At 35.5% G+C, this 18,477-nt stretch carries 14 protein-coding genes; all 14 read left to right on the top strand.

Translation table 11 applies throughout. The features are described 5' to 3' along the window. The first annotated feature begins 8 nt into the window (after positions 1-8). Positions 9-1,406 carry a DUF342 domain-containing protein gene (locus QA612_RS11760; RefSeq protein WP_278284011.1) on the top strand — a complete coding sequence of 466 codons (1,398 nt, stop codon included), beginning with the start codon at positions 9-11 and terminating at the stop codon, positions 1,404-1,406. 36 nt (positions 1,407-1,442) lie between these two features. Continuing rightward, complete coding sequence (locus tag QA612_RS11755; RefSeq protein ID WP_278284010.1) at positions 1,443-1,769, top strand: hypothetical protein; 327 nt, start codon at positions 1,443-1,445, stop codon at positions 1,767-1,769. Between the two features lie 13 nt (positions 1,770-1,782). Further along, the gene (locus tag QA612_RS11750) at positions 1,783-2,283 is read left to right on the top strand and encodes a DUF6115 domain-containing protein (RefSeq protein ID WP_278284008.1); all 501 of its coding nucleotides are present in this window, start codon (positions 1,783-1,785) and stop codon (positions 2,281-2,283) included. 157 nt (positions 2,284-2,440) lie between these two features. Continuing rightward, complete coding sequence (rpsB, locus tag QA612_RS11745) at positions 2,441-3,142, top strand: 30S ribosomal protein S2 (protein WP_278284007.1); 702 nt, start codon at positions 2,441-2,443, stop codon at positions 3,140-3,142. Positions 3,143-3,325: 183 nt separating this feature from the next. Then, positions 3,326-4,210, top strand: coding sequence for a translation elongation factor Ts (gene tsf / locus QA612_RS11740; RefSeq protein ID WP_278284006.1), 885 nt, complete (start codon positions 3,326-3,328; stop codon positions 4,208-4,210). A 248-nt stretch (positions 4,211-4,458) separates the two neighbouring features. Continuing rightward, a complete protein-coding gene (gene pyrH, locus QA612_RS11735) occupies positions 4,459-5,184 on the top strand; it encodes a UMP kinase (protein WP_278284005.1) in 726 nt (241 codons plus the stop codon). Beyond that, positions 5,184-5,741 carry a ribosome recycling factor gene (frr, locus tag QA612_RS11730; RefSeq protein WP_278284004.1) on the top strand — a complete coding sequence of 186 codons (558 nt, stop codon included), beginning with the start codon at positions 5,184-5,186 and terminating at the stop codon, positions 5,739-5,741. The genes pyrH and frr overlap by 1 nt, the downstream gene beginning before the upstream one ends. Positions 5,742-6,104: 363 nt before the next feature. Further along, the gene (locus tag QA612_RS11725; RefSeq protein WP_278284003.1) at positions 6,105-6,875 is read left to right on the top strand and encodes an isoprenyl transferase; all 771 of its coding nucleotides are present in this window, start codon (positions 6,105-6,107) and stop codon (positions 6,873-6,875) included. 15 nt (positions 6,876-6,890) lie between these two features. After that, positions 6,891-7,682 (top strand): phosphatidate cytidylyltransferase, encoded by a 792-nt coding sequence (locus tag QA612_RS11720; RefSeq protein ID WP_278284002.1) that lies wholly within the window; start codon positions 6,891-6,893, stop codon positions 7,680-7,682. 32 nt (positions 7,683-7,714) lie between these two features. After that, positions 7,715-8,863: a 1-deoxy-D-xylulose-5-phosphate reductoisomerase gene (locus tag QA612_RS11715; RefSeq protein ID WP_278284001.1), complete on the top strand. Its 1,149-nt coding sequence runs from the start codon at positions 7,715-7,717 to the stop codon at positions 8,861-8,863. Between the two features lie 13 nt (positions 8,864-8,876). Then, entirely contained in the window at positions 8,877-10,136 is a 1,260-nt protein-coding gene (rseP, locus tag QA612_RS11710; RefSeq protein ID WP_278284000.1) for an RIP metalloprotease RseP, read from the top strand. Between the two features lie 54 nt (positions 10,137-10,190). Continuing rightward, on the top strand, positions 10,191-11,894 hold the full coding sequence (locus QA612_RS11705; protein ID WP_278283999.1) for a proline--tRNA ligase: 1,704 nt from the start codon (positions 10,191-10,193) through the stop codon (positions 11,892-11,894). A 531-nt stretch (positions 11,895-12,425) separates the two neighbouring features. After that, positions 12,426-16,727 carry a PolC-type DNA polymerase III gene (locus tag QA612_RS11700; protein WP_278283998.1) on the top strand — a complete coding sequence of 1,434 codons (4,302 nt, stop codon included), beginning with the start codon at positions 12,426-12,428 and terminating at the stop codon, positions 16,725-16,727. 263 nt (positions 16,728-16,990) lie between these two features. Further along, a complete protein-coding gene (locus QA612_RS11695) occupies positions 16,991-18,346 on the top strand; it encodes an ISLre2 family transposase (protein WP_347568873.1) in 1,356 nt (451 codons plus the stop codon). Positions 18,347-18,477: the final 131 nt, after the last annotated feature.

The following is an 18,477-nucleotide window of genomic DNA, read 5'->3' as shown; positions in this document are numbered from 1 at the left end:
GTTTTATATTGAGTGAATTTATTAATCAATTAAACCAGTATTTGGAAATCGGGATATCTACTGATAAAATGATTGCAACGATAAAACAATTGGAAAGCTTTGATGAAGAAACAAAAATAACGATAGAAGACTTGAACGAATTGCTTATGGTGTATGGTATTCAGTTCGGCATTCATAATGATATATTACAACAAATAGTAGAGAAAAAAGTCTCCTTTCCAGTGGAAATTGCAAAAGGGAAGGCACCTATTCGTGGTATTGATGCGTACCTAAAACCACTATTACCAACTCAAGATAAAGAAGATATAACGGAAGAAAATACACAAACTGTAGACTTTAAAAAAGTCATAGAAATACCTGCAGTTACTCAAGGGACAGTAGTAGGTGTTAAAGTAGAAAAAGTAGAAAAAGTAAATGGCATGAATGTATTTGGTCACGAAGAAGTGGCAAAAGAAGGTAGAGATATAAAGCTACGACCAGGTAAAAACACGAGAGTTAGTGAGAATGGTTGTGAAATTATTTCTACTATTGATGGCCAAATGTCCATTGAACGCAAGGTTATTCATGTTTTTCCTATTTATGAAGTTCACGGAGACTTAGACATGAAGGTCGGTAATATTGATTTTATCGGTAATGTTGTCATTCGTGGGGGAGTACCATCTGGTTATAAAGTGGTGGCTCAGGGCGATATCAGGATTCTTGGTTCTGTTGAATCAGCTCAGATTGAATCTGGAGGATCTGTTTTTATCCAACAAGGGATTGTTGCACAAGGAAAAGGCTCCATTAGAGCAAATGGAGATTTACATACGTCTTTTATAAATCAAGGAAATGTAGATGTAAAAGGAAATATTCATGTAACTCAATCTATTCTTCATAGTCAAGTACAAGCGCAAGGATTTGTTTACTGTAAGAATGGGCGGGGAAATATAGTTGGAGGACATATTTCTGCTGGTACAGGAATGGAAGTCAATGACGTTGGTAATTCCATGAATACACCCACTGTCATTTTTCTGGGAATTAATCAACAAATTATCAATAGTCAACAACGTCTTGCAGGGGAATATGATCAAACTAAAGATGAATTAGCTAAGCTCGACCTCCTTATAACAAGACTTACTGAGATGGAAAAAACAAGTGGGTTAAGTACGAAAGAACGGCTTATGAAGCTTCGTATTCGTAACACGATACTAGAAACAAGTGGTAAATTGGAAGAAATAACGACCAAATTAGAAGACTTAAAAAGTCATTTTGAAGATGAACAAGATGTTCATATTAAAATATTCAAAAATGTCTTTCCCAATACAGATATTCATTTTGGTAAATATCAAAGAAAAATTAAAACAAAGCATCAACGTGTCCTGTTCAAACTAGATCGAAGCGAAATTACATTTGAATCTATCCATTAAATTTATACTGTTTCGGAAAAAGGGGTGTGATGGAAGGTGAGTGGTTTAAAATCCATTGAATTGCAAGTAGCTCTTCCTAGAACACAGACAGCAGGAAAGCTACAAGATCAACTGCAGCAAAGAAGTACTGTTATGCAGGAACATTTATCCCAACATCAACATGCTGAGAATATAAGAAAAAGAAGCCAAGTCTCTGAAACAGAAAAGACAGAAAAAAAACGTTTAAACAATGATGATGAACGAAATAAAGGAAATAAGAAACATCAAGAACAGAAAAATAGAAAGAAAAGAATAAATGGAGATTCATTTGAAAGGAATGAATCTCATCCTTACAAGGGTAACTCCATTGATGTAAAATGGTAAAGGAGTTTTTTTCATGGTTTATGTCCTAATCATAAGTTTTATCCTACACTTAATCAGCTTTCTTTTTATGATTATCTTGTTTCAAAGGCAAGAAAAACAACAGATAGTTGATCAAAAAAAGATTTTAAATGAAATGGAAGATATGCTTGTTGCATATACAGCAGAAATGAAAGAAAATAATGAACGAATTGCAAACATTGTATTAAAAAGATCGAAAGAATTTACGGTAAGTAGAGCAAAAAATCATGAAAATAAAGATAAAATTCAAGAAAAAGATTTTGCTGATGAGTCTATTATAATAGAAAAAGCTAGCATTCGTATGGAGGATGAAGATGATGAGTATGAAGCTTATTCTCCTCCAGTCCCTGAGGATGATTCGAAAGCAACCACATCAGCTAATGCAAAAATTTTATCATTACATCAAGAAGGTTATTCGGTACAGGAAATTGCTCAACAGTTAAATATGGGTGCTGGAGAGGTAGAATTATTTTTAAAGTTTTATAAATATACGTGATGAACACTTGTCATAGGTATGACAATATGGTATATTATTTCTCGGTGTTAATTACAAAATTACACACGTCTACTGATTTTAATAATGGTGCTATCAAAAATAGTCTTATTAAAAAAAGATGTAGACGGAGGAAAAAAACCAAGAGGAGGTGTGTGAAATGGCAGTGATTTCCATGAAACAATTATTAGAAGCGGGTGTACACTTCGGACATCAAACACGTCGTTGGAACCCTAAGATGGATCGCTACATCTTCACCGAAAGAAACGGAATTTACATTATCGACCTACAAAAGACGGTCAAAAAAGTTGAGGAAGCGTTTAACTACGTTCGTGACGTAGCTGGACAAGGCGGAACAGTCCTATTCGTTGGAACGAAAAAGCAAGCACAAGATGCTGTGAAAGAAGAAGCAGAACGTAGTGGACAGTACTTTATTAACCAACGTTGGTTAGGTGGTACGTTAACAAACTTCGATACTATTCGTAAGCGTATAGGTCGTTTAAAGGACCTTGAAAGAATGCAAGAAGATGGTACTTTTGAAGTTCTTCCTAAAAAAGAAGTTGTTCTTTTAAAGAAAGAAATGGATCGTTTAGAAAAATTCTTAGGTGGAATTAAAGATATGGAAAAGCTTCCTGATGCTTTATTCATTGTAGATCCACGTAAAGAACGTATTGCAGTTGCTGAAGCTCGCAAGTTAAATATTCCTATTGTTGGAATTGTAGATACAAACTGTGATCCAGATGAGATTGACTATGTCATTCCTGGAAACGATGACGCTATTCGTGCAGTACGTCTATTAACTGGAAAAATGGCAGACGCTATAATTGAAGCAAATCAAGGTGAAGAAATTACAACAGCTTAAAGAGTTTGTCGAAAAGGGTGATAGAGGGCTCGACCCTTTATCACTCTTTTTTTAAAACCGTTTCATGTATATAATTAAATGGAGAACTCCATTTCAAATAATAAACATGAGACAGATAAATCAACTATAGTTGTATATCCTATTGAAATAAAGTTACATACTAATTTAAGGAGGAATTTCCCCATGGCAATTACAGCAAGTATGGTAAAAGAACTGCGTGAAAAAACAGGTGCAGGTATGATGGATTGTAAAAAAGCATTAACGAAAACTGACGGTGATATGGAAAAAGCAATTGATTTCTTACGAGAAAAAGGAATCGCAAGTGCAGCAAAAAAAGCTGATCGTGTTGCTGCAGAAGGTTTAGCACATGTTAAAGTAGAAGGTAACAAAGCAATAGTTGTTGAAATTAATGCTGAAACTGATTTTGTTGCTAAAAATGAAAACTTCATTACTCTTGTAGATACTGTTGCAACTCAACTTCTTAATAATAATCCAAAAGATGTGGAAGAAGCATTAGTACAAAAATTTGACGGTGAAGAAGATACATTACAAAACTACATTAACAACCAAATTGCAAAGATTGGTGAAAAGATTTCTCTTCGTCGCTTTGCTATTGTTGAACGTGAAGAAAATGAAGCGTTTGGTGCTTACTTGCACATGGGTGGTCGTATCGGTGTACTAACAATACTAAATGGTACAACGGATGAAGGACTAGCAAAAGATGTTGCTATGCATGTGGCAGCATTAAATCCTAAATATGTAAGTCGTGACGAAGTATCACAAGAAGAGATCGAACGTGAAAGAGAAGTACTAAAGCAGCAAGCTTTGAATGAAGGCAAACCAGAAAAGATTGTTGAAAAAATGGTTGAAGGACGTCTAGGTAAATATTTTGAAGATATTTGCTTAAATGATCAATCTTATGTTAAAGATGGAGACCAAAAAGTTGGTAAGTTCGTTGCTTCTAAAGGTGCATCAGTGAAAGGCTTCTTTAGATACGAAGTTGGAGAAGGAATGGAAAAAAGAGAAGACAACTTTGCTGAAGAAGTTATGTCTCAAGTGAAAAAATAATCTTTCGAAGACTATGAAAGGGGCACATCGTGTCCCTTTTTCCTAAGATAGGTAAAAGTTTAAAGGAATTTGAAGATTTACTTTATACTTAACTTATTTAATGATTAATAGCTTGTTTTATTAAGCACACCTGTAGGAATATAATAAATGAAGGCTTTACCATAAAGTAATGGTCAGCCAAGATTTTCTACTAAGATGGACAGCATGGAAAACACCAAGAAGCTGAAATGGGAAAATTGGAGGGAATTATGGAAACAACAAAATACAAACGAATTGTATTAAAACTAAGTGGTGAAGCATTAGCAGGGGACCAAGGGTTTGGTATTGATCCATCAGTTATACAATCCATAGCAGAGCAAGTTCGTGACATTGTCAAACTTGACGTTGAAGTAGCTATTATTGTAGGCGGTGGAAACATTTGGAGAGGTATGGCTGGAAGTGCTAAGGGTATGGATAGAGCTACAGCTGACTATATGGGGATGCTTGCAACAGTCATGAATTCTTTAGCATTGCAGGATAGCTTAGAGACAAATGGTGTACAAACTAGAGTGCAAAGCTCCATCGAAATGAGGCAAGTAGCAGAGCCATACATAAGAAGAAGAGCTATTAGACATCTTGAAAAGAAGCGTGTTGTTATTTTTGCTGCCGGCACTGGTAATCCTTACTTTACAACAGATACAACTGCTGCATTACGGGCAGCAGAAATTGAAGCAGACGTTATCTTAATGGCTAAAAACAAAGTGGATGGTGTATATAGTGCAGATCCATCAACAGATGCAACAGCTGTAAAATATGATAAATTAACGTATCTTGATATTTTAAAAGACGGTTTAGCAGTTATGGATTCCACTGCATCATCACTATGTATGGACAATGACATTCCACTTTTAGTTTTTTCCATTATGGAAAAAGGGAATATTAAACGTGCCGTCCTTGGTGAGGAAATTGGAACACTTATAAAGGGGAGAGAATAATGGAAAAGGAAGTAATGAACCAAGCAGAAGAACGTATGAATAAATCAGTTGATGCGTTTCGGAAGGAACTAGCAACAATTCGTGCTGGAAGAGCAAATCCTTCGTTATTAGACAAGGTACAAGTTGAGTATTATGGTATGATGACCCCACTTAATCAATTAGCTACTATCTCAGTTCCAGAAGCAAGGCTTCTTACTATTCAACCGTTTGATAAATCCTCTTTATCGGATATTGAACGAGCAATTCAAAAAGCAGATCTTGGCTTATCACCATCCAATGACGGGAATATTATTCGCATTGCTATCCCAGCCTTAACAGAAGAACGTCGAAAAGAGTTAGTAAAGCTAGTTGGTAGATATTCTGAAGAAGCAAAGGTTGCAGTTAGAAATATTCGCCGTGATGCAAATGATGAATTGAAAAAGCTTGAGAAAGACGGAGAATTAACAGAAGATGATTTACGAAGAAGTCAAGATGATGTTCAAAAATTAACAGATGGTACTATTAAAAGTGTTGATGAAATTGCCAAGGTAAAAGAGCAAGAAATTATGGAAGTATAGAAAGAAAACATGTACAATTAACTATGTAAAAGACCCTCTCGTTTATAAGGGGGTTTTTTACACTTTTATATCTATGATATTAGATGGGGAAATAGACTGAAAATTAATTCATTCTAAATATTTGACTTAAGCACTGTTACATTATTAAATTTTTATGTTTATTTTTGCAAAAAATAAACGAAGCTGAATATAAATACATAGGATCGTTTCAAGGGTGTATAATTGTTGTAAATACTATAATTCGAAGACAGGTATGTAGCTGAAGTGATACTATAAGCATAAGACTTTCACTATCAATTAACGTACCTATGGAAAATAATATTTTTTAAAAGTGGAACAAACGGGATCTGGGGGATATAAGTAATGTTAAAAAAATTGACAGATCATAAAAAAAATAAAAAAAACATAAAAGACGAAATAATCAACATTGACGAAGATAATATCCCAAAACATGTAGCTATTATTATGGACGGGAATGGGAGATGGGCTAAGAAAAGAGGGTTACCTCGAATAGCTGGTCATCGTGAAGGAATGAATGTTATTAGGAAGGTTGTAAAAAGGGCAAACCACATTGGAGTTGAAGCTCTTACCTTGTATGCCTTTTCAACTGAAAACTGGAAACGCCCAAAAAATGAGGTTGACTTTTTAATGCGGTTACCAGAAATGTTTTTAAATAAAGAATTACCTAAATTAATTGATGAAAATGTAGTTGTCCGTCTTACAGGATCAAAAGAAAATTTACCCAAGCATACTATCAATGCAGTGGAGAAAGCGATTGAAGATACAAAGAATAATGATGGATTAATCTTAAATTTTGCTTTGAATTACGGAAGTCGTTCTGAAATATTACAAGCTGTAAAGCAATTATACCATTCCCTTGACGAAAATAAGGAAGTAATTGACCATATTACAGAAGATGATCTATCGAAATTTTTAATGACAGGCGACTTACAAGATCCTGATTTACTAATACGGACTAGCGGAGAAATTCGTCTTAGTAACTTTATGCTATGGCAGCTGGCTTATGCTGAATTTTGGTTTACTGATGTATTATGGCCAGATTTTACGGAAGATCATTTTAATGAAGCAATTCAGGTATATCAAAAAAGAGCTCGGCGATACGGTGGTGTATAGAGAGGAGGTAGTCCATTGAAGCAAAGAATTATAACAGCAGTAATAGCAGGAGCTGGATTTATTACCCTTATAGTCATTGGAGATTGGCCATTTACTCTTATGATGATCGTACTAGCTACCATTGGGATGAGTGAATTATTAAAGATGAAACAAATGAAACTTTTTTCACCTATAGGAGTATTAAGTTTTATTTTAATGTGGATTTTGCTATTACCTGAGACTATTCTTAAATCAGACTGGTTACATATAGATAAACTAGAGATGTTTTTGCTACTAATCATCGTTTTATTAGCATTAACAGTCATAACCAAAAACAAATTTACATTTGATGAAGCTGGATTTATCATTTTATCATCTGTATACATAGGCTTTGGTTTTCATTACTTTATTTATACAAGATTTCTTGAACAAGGGTTAGCAGTTTTGTTTTTTATTATAATTCTCGTATGGGCAACAGATTCAGGAGCATATTTTGCTGGGAGATTGTTTGGGAAAAACAAGCTCTGGCCTGAAATTAGTCCAAAGAAGACTATTGAAGGGGCATTTGGAGGAATCATATTAGCTTTTATCGTTGGAATTATTTACGTAAGCTTTGTGACCATTTTCAATTCATGGTTAATTACGATTTTCTTTATCTTTATTGTGTCCATTTCAGGACAATTAGGAGATTTAGTTGAATCAGCATTAAAGAGACATTATGCAGTGAAAGATTCAGGACAAGTATTACCAGGACATGGTGGGATTCTTGATCGTTTTGATAGTTTAATTTTTGTCATGCCAATATTATATTTAGTTAATTTAATATAACGGTGTGAAAAGGTATATGAAGGAGCTATTTAATGAAAAAGATTAGTTTGTTAGGTTCAACTGGGTCAATTGGAATTCAAACTCTAGATGTTATTCGTTCTAATCCAAATGATTTTAATCTTGTTTCTATGAGCTTTGGTCGTAATATAGATGTAGGATTAAATCAAATACAAGAATTTAAACCTAGACTTGTGAGTGTTCAGACAAAGGATGTTGCTGAAAAAATTGCAATTCATGTTCCGCAAGGTGTTAAAGTTTTGTATGGGGAAGAAGGCCTTCTTGAAGTAGCTACGGACGACCTTTCAGATGTCCTCGTTAATGCTGTTATGGGTAGTATTGGTCTAAAGCCTACTCTTGCAGCTATTGAAAGTGGTAAAAATATAGCTATTGCAAATAAAGAGACGCTTGTAACGGCGGGTCATATCGTTACGAAGATGGCAGAATTACACAATGTTGAATTAATTCCTATAGATAGTGAACATTCAGCCATTTATCAATGTTTAGAGGATGAATCCCATAAAGAAGTGAACCGCCTCATTCTAACTGCATCTGGTGGTAGTTTTCGGGATTTATCTAGAAGTGATTTAGAAAAAGTAACAGTTGATGACGCATTGAAGCACCCTAATTGGCAAATGGGTGCTAAAATAACGATTGACTCTGCAACAATGATGAATAAAGGATTAGAAGTAATTGAAGCAAAATGGTTGTTTAATATGCCGTATAATAAAATTGATGTGATATTACATAAAGAAAGTATTATTCATTCTATGGTTGAATATATTGATGGTAGCGTCCTAGCCCACCTTGGTACTCCTGATATGCGAGTACCAATTCAATATGCCTTATCTAAACCAAAAAGACTTGCTTTAAAAGGAGGCAAAGGGTTAAACTTATGGGAAATTGGATCGCTTCATTTTCAAAAATTAGATTTTGAGAGGTTTCATTGCCTCCACTTAGCTTATGAAGCAGGTAAAATAGGAGGAACAGCACCGACGGTATTAAATGCGGCAAACGAAGTAGCCGTATCAGCTTTTTTAACAGGGAAATTATCTTTTTTAGGAATTGAAGAGATAGTTGAAAAAGCATTAATGGATCACCAATCAATTCTTTCACCCAACCTTGATGACATAATTGGTGTAGATTACGAAACAAGACAAACTGTACTATCTTATATGAATTAAAGGATGTGTAACAATGAATACATTTATTTCGATCATCATCATATTTGGATTACTCGTCTTTATTCACGAGTTAGGCCATCTTGTATTCGCAAAAAGAGCAGGAATTCTGTGTCGTGAATTTGCAATTGGTTTTGGTCCAAAAATTTTTTCATTTAAAAAAGCTGAAACAGTATATACTATTCGCCTTTTACCTTTAGGTGGCTTTGTTCGGATGGCAGGGGAAGACCCGGAAATGATTCAAATAAAGCCCGGCTATGAGGTTGGACTTCTATTTAATGAAAAAGGTGCAGTAAATAAAATAATTATTAATAATAAGTCGAAGCACCCTGAATGTAAGATAATTCAAGTTGAAAAAATAGATTTAGAAAAGGAACTGTTCGTTACAGGATATATTTCAGATGAAGAAGGATTAGTCACATACGCCATTGATGAAAAAGCTGAATATGTTCATGATGAACTGGCTACACAAATAGCTCCTTACGATCGCCAATTTGGATCGAAAACTATCCCTCAAAGGGCAATGGCATTATTTGCAGGACCAATGATGAATTTTATATTAGCTATTGTTATTTTAACTTTTTATGCGTGGATTGCTGGGACTCCAGTAAACGAAGCTTTAGTTGGAGATGTAACGGATGATGGAGTTGCAATAGAAGCAGGTCTTGAAGGTGGAGACCGTATTATATCTATTGATGGACAAAATGTTAGTACTTGGGATGAGATGACTGCAATTATTCAATCTAATCCAAATGAACCATTAGTGTTTGAAATAGAACGAGGTTCAACTCACTTTGATGTGACGTTAACACCACAAGAGAGAGTAAGTCCAGATGAACAGGTAGAAGGTGTTGTAGGTATCTTTCCTGAAACGGAGAAATCTGTAGTTGGAGCTGTTCTCTTTGGGTTTACACAGACGTACGAATTTACAGTACTTATTTTTGAAGCACTAGGAATGCTTGTGACAGGGCAATTTACACTGGATCACTTAGCAGGACCAGTAGGTATTTATAGTTATACAGACGAAGTTGCAGCTATGGGATTTTTAGTATTAATGCAATGGACAGCAATCTTAAGTGTGAATTTAGGTATTATTAATCTTTTACCACTACCAGCTCTAGATGGTGGTCGCCTTATGTTTATTGGATTGGAAGCATTAAGAGGAAAACCGATAGACCCTCAAAAAGAAGGATTGGTTCATTTTATTGGTTTTGCCCTACTTATGTTACTAATGTTAGTTGTAACTTGGAATGACATAAATAAATTCTTCCTATAAATATTTCGTTAATGGTCGGTTAATTTTATTTTTATAAAGGACGAGGTGTCATAAATGAAACAAAGTACGTATTTAGCTCCAACTCTAAGAGATGTACCAAGTGATGCAGATGTAAAAAGTCATCAACTCATGCTGAGGGCAGGTTTAATTCGCCAAAGTACCTCAGGTGTTTATTCCTTTTTACCATTAGGATTAAAAGTACTTCAAAAGGTTGAAAATATTATTCGTGAAGAAATGAATCGTGCCGGAGCTCAACAATTATTAATGCCTGCCATTCAGCCTGCTGAATTATGGAAGGAATCTGGACGTTGGGAAGCATATGGACCAGAGTTAATGAGATTACATGATCGACATAATCGTGAGTTTGCTTTAGGGCCAACTCATGAAGAGGTAATAACTACTCTCGTTCGGGATGATGTTCATTCCTACAAAAAGCTTCCTATGACCCTTTATCAGATCCAAAATAAATTCCGAGACGAAAGACGTCCTCGCTTTGGAGTACTGCGTTCCCGTGAATTTTTAATGAAGGATGCTTATTCTTTTGATACAAGCTTTGAAGGGCTAGATATAAGCTATGACAAAATGTATGATGCTTATAGTCGTATTTTTAATAGATGTGAATTGGATTTTAGAGCAGTTGTTGCCGATTCTGGGGCAATGGGTGGAAAAGACACTCATGAGTTCATGGTGTTATCTGACATAGGAGAAGATACAATCGCTTACTCTGACGAATCTGATTATGCTGCTAATATTGAGATTGCTGAAGTAAACGTAATATATAAGAAAGCAGATGAAGCAATAAAGGAAATAGAAGTTGTAGATACACCAGGGAAGAAAACGATTGAAGAAGTATCAGCATTTTTAAATTTACCAGTGGAAAAACTAATTAAATCCGTATTATTTATTGTAGATGATAAGCCCTGTCTTGTTCTTGTTCGTGGAGATCATGAAGTGAATGATGTGAAAATCAAGCATTTATTAGATGCTCAAATAGTGGAAATGGCTACGGAAGAAGAAACAAAAAAGTGGATGAATACAGTCCCAGGATACATTGGACCTAAAGATGTAAACAAGGACATTACCATAATAGCAGATCATGCAGTAGAAGCAGTTGTAAATGGTGCATGTGGTGCGAATGAAGAAGGAAAGCACTTTATTAATGTTAATCTTGGACAAGACTTCACAGTAGAAACTTTTGCTGACTTAAGAAATATTCAAGAAGGTGATCCGTCACCAGATGGAAAAGGTACTATTCGCTTTAAAGAAGGAATTGAAGTAGGTCATGTCTTTAAACTTGGTACACGTTATAGTGAAGCAATGGGAGCCATGTTTTTAGATGAGAATGGGAAAAATCAGCCGATGATTATGGGTTGTTATGGTATAGGAGTCTCAAGAACATTGGCAGCAGTTGTGGAGCAGCACCATGATGAAAACGGTATTATATGGCCTAGCGCTGTATCACCATTTGATATACATCTTATACCAGTAAATATGAAGCAGGATGATCAAAGAGAGTTAGCTCAGGAGTTATATGAGGATTTAACCTCTTCTCGCTTTGAAGTGTTGATGGACGATCGTGCTGAACGACCAGGTGTTAAGTTTAAAGATGCAGATTTGTTTGGCTTCCCAATCAGAATTACTGTAGGCAAGAAAGCAAATGAAGGCGTCGTTGAATTAAAGGTTAGAAAAACTGGGGAAACATTAGAAGTGAAAAAAGACGAATTAGTAACCACAATTGAGTCACTTTTATATAAGTAGGCATGTTAAAGAATAATATTAATTTTATATGGTGATAGGCGTAAATAGGATGTACCATCAATTTAATTATCAGAGACCTCCGTGCAAGTATAAATTTTTACGATGGGCTATGAAAAGAAGCATTCTGTATATACTTAGTTCAACATTTATAGCTAATTTTCAGGTTAGCTTTGTGAGACTCCAGAAAGCTTTATTTTCTACCTATGCATATGTTTCTCTGAAGCTTCATCAGTCGAGACAACTAGTAGTGGATTCGTGAAGTGAATGCCCATCGCAGAAGTCGCCGCCTTCACACCTGAACCAATACTTATTTTCAGGGTAGCAGATAAAGTAAATTTTGGAATCCCATCATTTACATCAATGAAGCAATGAGTCTAGACGCTGTAACTTATTTCCCGTATGATAAAAGAGCATGGGGATAAAGCAGCTAAAGACCATTGCTTTCTTTATGTTATTTATTAAGAATTTAACTAAAAGTTAAAGAAATAAACTCATTGATATAGAAATTGTAAGATTAGAGGAGGAACCGTCATGAACGAGGATCAGCATATACGTCAAGAACGGTTTAAGCTCTTACTTGAGCAAGTTATGATGCCTGATGAGTTGATTGAAAAGTTTTTAAATGGTGGAAAAGTAGAAAGATTAGAAGTTTACCAGACTCAGAAGAAATGGGTATTTCATATATCCCTACCTACTGTTCTACCTTTTTCAGCTTTTGAATTATTTCAAAGTAGAATAAAAAATGGACTTGAACACATCGCTGATGTGCACATTAATATTTCCTATCAGATTGAAGTCGATGCCAGTAAATACCTTTCTTCCTATTGGCCTTTTTTTGTTGAAAAGCTTCGAGCATCCACTAATGGCTTAATAAAACGTTTACAGGAGCAAATCCCATACATGAATGGGAATAAATTAAATATTGCAGTGATGAATGAAACAGAGGGTGAAATGATTCTTCGCCGTGTTCAAGAACCATTGCAAAATGCCTTTGAAGAAGTTGGATTCAATAAACCGATTATTGAAACAACAATTAAAGAGTCAAAGGAAGCAATTGAAAAGTTTGTGGAGCAGAAAAATGAGGAAGATCATTCAAAAATGCTAGAAGCAATGATGGAGAAGAAAAAAGAAGCTGACAAAGCAAGAGAACACGGGGCTACATCACCTCACATTGGACAAGTAATTAAAGACGGGGATATCGTACCAATAAATAGTATTGTTGAAGAAGAACGAAGAGTAGCATTACAAGGATACATTTTTTTCTCAGAAATGAGAGAATTAAAAAGTGGTCGTACATTGTTAACCTTTAAAATTACTGATTATACGGATTCCATTCTTGTAAAGTTCTTTTCTAACGGGAAAGAGGATCTCCCCATTCTTCAATCAGTAAAAAAAGGCATGTGGGTGAAGGTTCGTGGGGGAATTCAATTTGACACGTTTGTTAGAGATTTAGCGATGATTGGACGTGATTTACAGGAAATCTTTCCAGTAGAGAGAAAAGATTTAGCACCAGAAGGAGAAAAACGTGTAGAGTTACATCTTCATTCTCCAATGAGCCAAATGGATGCTGTTACTCCTGTTTCAAAGCACATTAAACAAGCAAAAAAATGGGGGCATGAAGCAATAGCTATAACAGATCATGGCGTTTTACAGTCCTTTCCAGAGGCCTTTTCTGCTGCGAAGAATGAAGGAATTAAAGTGCTATATGGAATGGAAGCTAATCTTGTAAATGATGGTGTTCCTATTGCCTACAATGCATCAGATCGGATGTTATCAGATGAAACATACGTAGTGTTTGACGTTGAGACAACAGGATTGTCTGCAGTGTACAATACAATAATCGAATTAGCTGCAGTAAAAGTAAAAGACGGGGAGATCATTGATCGTTTTGAACGATTTGCAAATCCCCACGAAAAGCTGTCTCCGCTTATCATTGATCTCACCGGTATTACGGATGATATGCTTGTGAATGCCCCGGAAGTTGAAGATGTATTAAAGGATTTTCATGAGTGGACAGGTGATGCTGTCTTAGTAGCTCATAATGCAAGCTTTGATATGGGATTTATAAATGCTGGGTACAAAAAAATTGGTTACGAGCATGCTCCAAATCCAGTTATCGATACCCTTGAGTTAGGAAGATTGTTATATCCAGAATTTAGAAACTATCGTTTGAATACACTTTGTAAAAAGTTTAACATTGAGCTTGTTTCCCATCACCGTGCTATATATGATGCTGAAGCAACTGGTCATTTATTATGGAAAATGGTTAAGGACGCTATTGATAAAGGAATAGAGAAGCATTTTCAACTAAATGAACAAACGTCAAAAGACGATTATAAAAAACAACGACCAAATCATTGCATTATTATTGCAAAAAATAAAACAGGTTTACGTAACTTATATAAACTCGTATCCTTTTCTCATATTGATTATTTTTACCGTGTACCTAGGATTCCGAAATCAGTATTAATTGAACATCGTGAAGGATTAATCATTGGCTCAGGCTGTGATAATGGTGAAGTATTTGACGCAATGATGCAGAAAGAACCTGAGGAAGTGGAAGAAATAGCCTCTTTCTATGATTATCTTGAAATTCAACCTCCGTCTAATTATAATCACTTAATTGAAAAAGAAATCATTCGAGATGAATTAGCATTAAAAGATATTTTGAAAAAAATAGTTGATATAGGAGATAAATTAGAAAAGAAAGTCGTAGCTACTGGAAATGTTCATTATTTAAATAAAGAAGATTATATATATCGTAAAATTTTGATTGCTTCTCAAGGTGGAGCAAATCCATTAAATAAAGCAACATTACCAGAGGTTCACTTTCGTACCACAGATGAAATGTTAAAGTGTTTTTCCTTTTTACCAGAGGAAAAAGCAAAAGAAATCGTCATTACAAATACGAAAGCGATTGCTGAAGAAGTGGATGAAATTAAACCAATACCAGATGATTTATATACCCCTAATATTGAGGGGGCTGATGATGAAATGCGTGAATTAAGCTATGGAAGAGCACGGAGCATTTACGGTGACCCGTTACCTGAGATTGTAGAAGCACGACTAGAAAAAGAATTAAAAAGTATCATTAGTAATGGATTTTCTGTTATCTATCTTATTTCACAAAAGCTTGTTAAAAAATCATTAGATGATGGGTACTTAGTCGGGTCTCGAGGTTCTGTCGGGTCAAGTTTTGTTGCAACAATGACAGAAATTACGGAAGTAAACCCCCTTCCGCCTCATTATGTTTGCCCTAATTGCCATCATTCTGTTTTCTTTGATGATGGTTCAGTTGGATCAGGTTTTGATTTACCTGATAAACAATGTGAAAAATGTGGTACAAGCTATATGAAAGATGGTCAAGATATCCCATTTGAAACTTTTTTAGGGTTTAAAGGAGATAAAGTTCCTGATATTGACTTAAATTTTTCAGGGGAGTATCAATCAACCGCACATAATTATACGAAAGATCTTTTTGGTAAAGATTACGTATATAAAGCAGGAACCATTGGTACTGTAGCAGAAAAAACAGCTTATGGTTTCGTGAAAGGCTACGAAGATGATCATCAACTACAATTACGAGGTGCAGAAATTGATCGCCTTGTTACAGGATGTACAGGTGTAAAAAGGACGACTGGTCAACATCCAGGTGGAATTATTGTTGTTCCAGACCATCTAGATATATATGATTTCACACCAATCCAGTATCCTGCTGATGATAAAGAGGCTGAATGGCGAACAACTCATTATGACTTCCATTCTATTCATGATAATTTATTAAAATTAGATATATTAGGTCACGATGATCCGACTGTCATTCGAATGTTACAAGATTTAAGTGGAATCGACCCGAAAACAATCCCTGTGGATGATTCTGAAGTATACAAGCTTTTCAGTGGGACTGAATCACTAGGGGTTACACAAGAACAAATAATGTGTAAAACAGGTACGTATGGTATCCCTGAATTTGGAACCCGATTTGTTCGACAAATGTTAGAAGAAACGAAGCCAAATTCATTCAGTGAATTAGTCCAAATTTCTGGTTTGTCACATGGAACCGATGTTTGGTTAAATAATGCAGCCGATCTTATTGCAAATGGTACATGTGTATTGAAAGACGTAATTGGTTGTCGTGACGACATCATGGTCTATTTAATTTATAAAGGATTAGAGCATTCCCTTGCATTTAAAATTATGGAGTTTGTTAGAAAAGGCAAAGGACTCCAGGATGACTGGATTGAAGAAATGAAGAAGCATGGTGTACCAGATTGGTACATTGGATCCTGTTTAAAAATTAAATACATGTTCCCGAAAGCACATGCTGCAGCATATGTTTTAATGGCTGTTCGAATTGCATATTTTAAAGTTCATCATCCGATCCTTTTTTATGCTGCTTATTTTACTGTTCGAGCAGATGATTTTGAATTGGATACGATGATAAGAGGATCTGCAAGTATTCGAAAACGTATCGAAGAAATTTATGCTAAAGGTTTAGACGCTTCTCCAAAAGAAAAAAGTGTTGTGCTAGTTCTTGAGCTTGCTTTGGAAATGTGTGAACGAGGCTTCTCTTTTCAAAAAGTAGATTTATATCGATCTTCTGCAAAGGATTTTATCGTGGAAGGAGAAACCCTAATTCCACCATTTAACGCACTAAATGGAGTTGGAACGAATGCGGCTTTAAATATTGTAAGGGGAAGAGAGAATGGTGAATTTTTATCCAAGGAAGATTTACAGCAGAGATGTAAAATAACGAAGACTGTACTTGAAAACCTTGATGACCATGGTTGTTTAGATGGGTTACCAGACTCGAATCAACTATCCTTATTTTAAATAATTATTTTTCGAACAATATTTTAGTATGTAGAAGAGGTTAAAAAGTTAGAGTAAAATGTTTGTGGGTGGAAAAAAAGTAATATAAGGAAGAATATGTAACCTTGGTGGTGGGTGTGGAAGTGGTTTTCTTCCACACCCACCACCAAGGAAACCAAGCGGAAGCGCGGTAGGTGTGAGCAAATTACATGAAAAAAGGATCCTCTTTTTGTATAGTTGATATCGTCCAAAACAGCAACATACAGAAAGAAAGGATCCTTACTATGAAAGATACCATACCTGACATCACAATGAAAGAGTTAGAAAGAATTACCTTCCGTGCTTTACAAGAAAGCTTTACACAAGTAATGGCTGAAATGTTAACTAAGATAGATGATGAGATTTGTGAAAATAGAGATAAGAAACGCTTCCGCTGTGTTGATAAACGTGAACTAAAGTTTGAGTCTCTTTTTGGTCGAATTGAACTTAAACGAAGATATTATAAAGATCGAATAAAAGGAGGATATGTTTCACTCCTAGAACATTATTTGGACTTTGATGCTTCCAAAGGGATGAGCCCTGTCGTTCAAGATATGGCTATGGAATTAGCGGTTACCGGTGTATCTTATCGACAAGCAGCTAAGGCGTTAGAAAAGCTTTTAGGTTACCAAGTAATTAGTCACGAAGCCATTCGACAACAAGTTTTGAATACAGAAGTAATGCGAAAAGAGCCTGAAACAATAGACCAGGAAGTCTTATTTGTGGAAGTAGATGGCCTATATACGAAGAGTCAGGAAAAAAATAAAAAGGGTAGAGAAGTGAAGATAGCTAGTGTTCATCAAGGGTGGGAGGTCAATGGAAAACGAACAAGCTTAATAAAAAAACGGCACTTTGTTCATGGGGGAAAACTCCCCTTCTGGGAAGAGTTTGAGGATTTCCTAATCAATAATTATGAGTATGACCCTGTGAAGCACCACTTGGTGATTAACGGTGATGGCGCTCCATGGATAACCTCATGTCGAGACTATTTTCAGCAAAATGCGACCTTTGTCATAGACCGTTTTCACATCGCCCGTGAAGTTCAACGAATCTTCCGTGACCATCCACGCTACCGTGCCATTCGTAAGAGATTGGCAACCTATGACGTAGATGGATTTATGGTGGAACTCAATAGTGCTGTAGGTACGATTGAACATGAAAAGAAAGAACAACGCTTAGAAGGATTAATAGCACAACTTTCTCAGTATCCAGAGGCTCTTGGAGACTACCGTGAGAAACTGAAACAGAAAGGCATTAACACAGATAATTTCCGTCCTATGGGAAGTGCTGAGGGCACCATGAGTGTCTTTGCCAGAAGGTTAAAGAATGGACGAAGTTGGAGTACAAAAGGACTTGATAAGTTTATTCATTTGATGGTTGCCTTGAAGGATCGTCTCGAAGTAAAGACCTTACAAGGACGTCTAAAGCAAGAATTACAACGGAAAGAAGACTCAAGTAGACAAGAAAGCAAGCCACCGAAGCATTTTGTGGAAAAGCTTAAAGATAGTGCAGCAGAAGCTACACGCAATAACTTGGCCTATCTACAAAATGCCATTGGAAAACCTATTGTACATGCATTAAAAGGCTTGAGAGGAATTTAAAAAATAACAAAAATAGAATAGATATAAACTATAAAAACAAGAAAGCGCTACCAAAAGTATCTCTTGAAAAGTACACAAAAAGAGGCATTCTAATCTTCCTAAAAAAATGCCCACTAATGGTTGACACAAAC

This window comes from Evansella sp. AB-P1, assembly GCF_029688925.1.
Lineage (GTDB): Bacteria > Bacillota > Bacilli > Bacillales > Salisediminibacteriaceae > Evansella.
Note: the sequence above shows the minus strand (reverse complement) of the source record. Positions and strands in the feature narration are given on the sequence as shown.

What these genes read in the sequence shown, in the direction of transcription:
- QA612_RS11750 (WP_278284008.1), top strand. Translation starts at nt 1,783, where the DNA reads ATGGTTTATGTCCTAATCATAAGTTTTATCCTACACTTAATCAGCTTT.
- rpsB (WP_278284007.1), top strand. Translation starts at nt 2,441, where the DNA reads ATGGCAGTGATTTCCATGAAACAATTATTAGAAGCGGGTGTACACTTC.
- tsf (WP_278284006.1), top strand. Translation starts at nt 3,326, where the DNA reads ATGGCAATTACAGCAAGTATGGTAAAAGAACTGCGTGAAAAAACAGGT.
- pyrH (WP_278284005.1), top strand. Translation starts at nt 4,459, where the DNA reads ATGGAAACAACAAAATACAAACGAATTGTATTAAAACTAAGTGGTGAA.
- frr (WP_278284004.1), top strand. Translation starts at nt 5,184, where the DNA reads ATGGAAAAGGAAGTAATGAACCAAGCAGAAGAACGTATGAATAAATCA.
- QA612_RS11725 (WP_278284003.1), top strand. Translation starts at nt 6,105, where the DNA reads ATGTTAAAAAAATTGACAGATCATAAAAAAAATAAAAAAAACATAAAA.
- QA612_RS11715 (WP_278284001.1), top strand. Translation starts at nt 7,715, where the DNA reads ATGAAAAAGATTAGTTTGTTAGGTTCAACTGGGTCAATTGGAATTCAA.
- rseP (WP_278284000.1), top strand. Translation starts at nt 8,877, where the DNA reads ATGAATACATTTATTTCGATCATCATCATATTTGGATTACTCGTCTTT.
- QA612_RS11705 (WP_278283999.1), top strand. Translation starts at nt 10,191, where the DNA reads ATGAAACAAAGTACGTATTTAGCTCCAACTCTAAGAGATGTACCAAGT.
- QA612_RS11700 (WP_278283998.1), top strand. Translation starts at nt 12,426, where the DNA reads ATGAACGAGGATCAGCATATACGTCAAGAACGGTTTAAGCTCTTACTT.
- QA612_RS11695 (WP_347568873.1), top strand. Translation starts at nt 16,991, where the DNA reads ATGAAAGATACCATACCTGACATCACAATGAAAGAGTTAGAAAGAATT.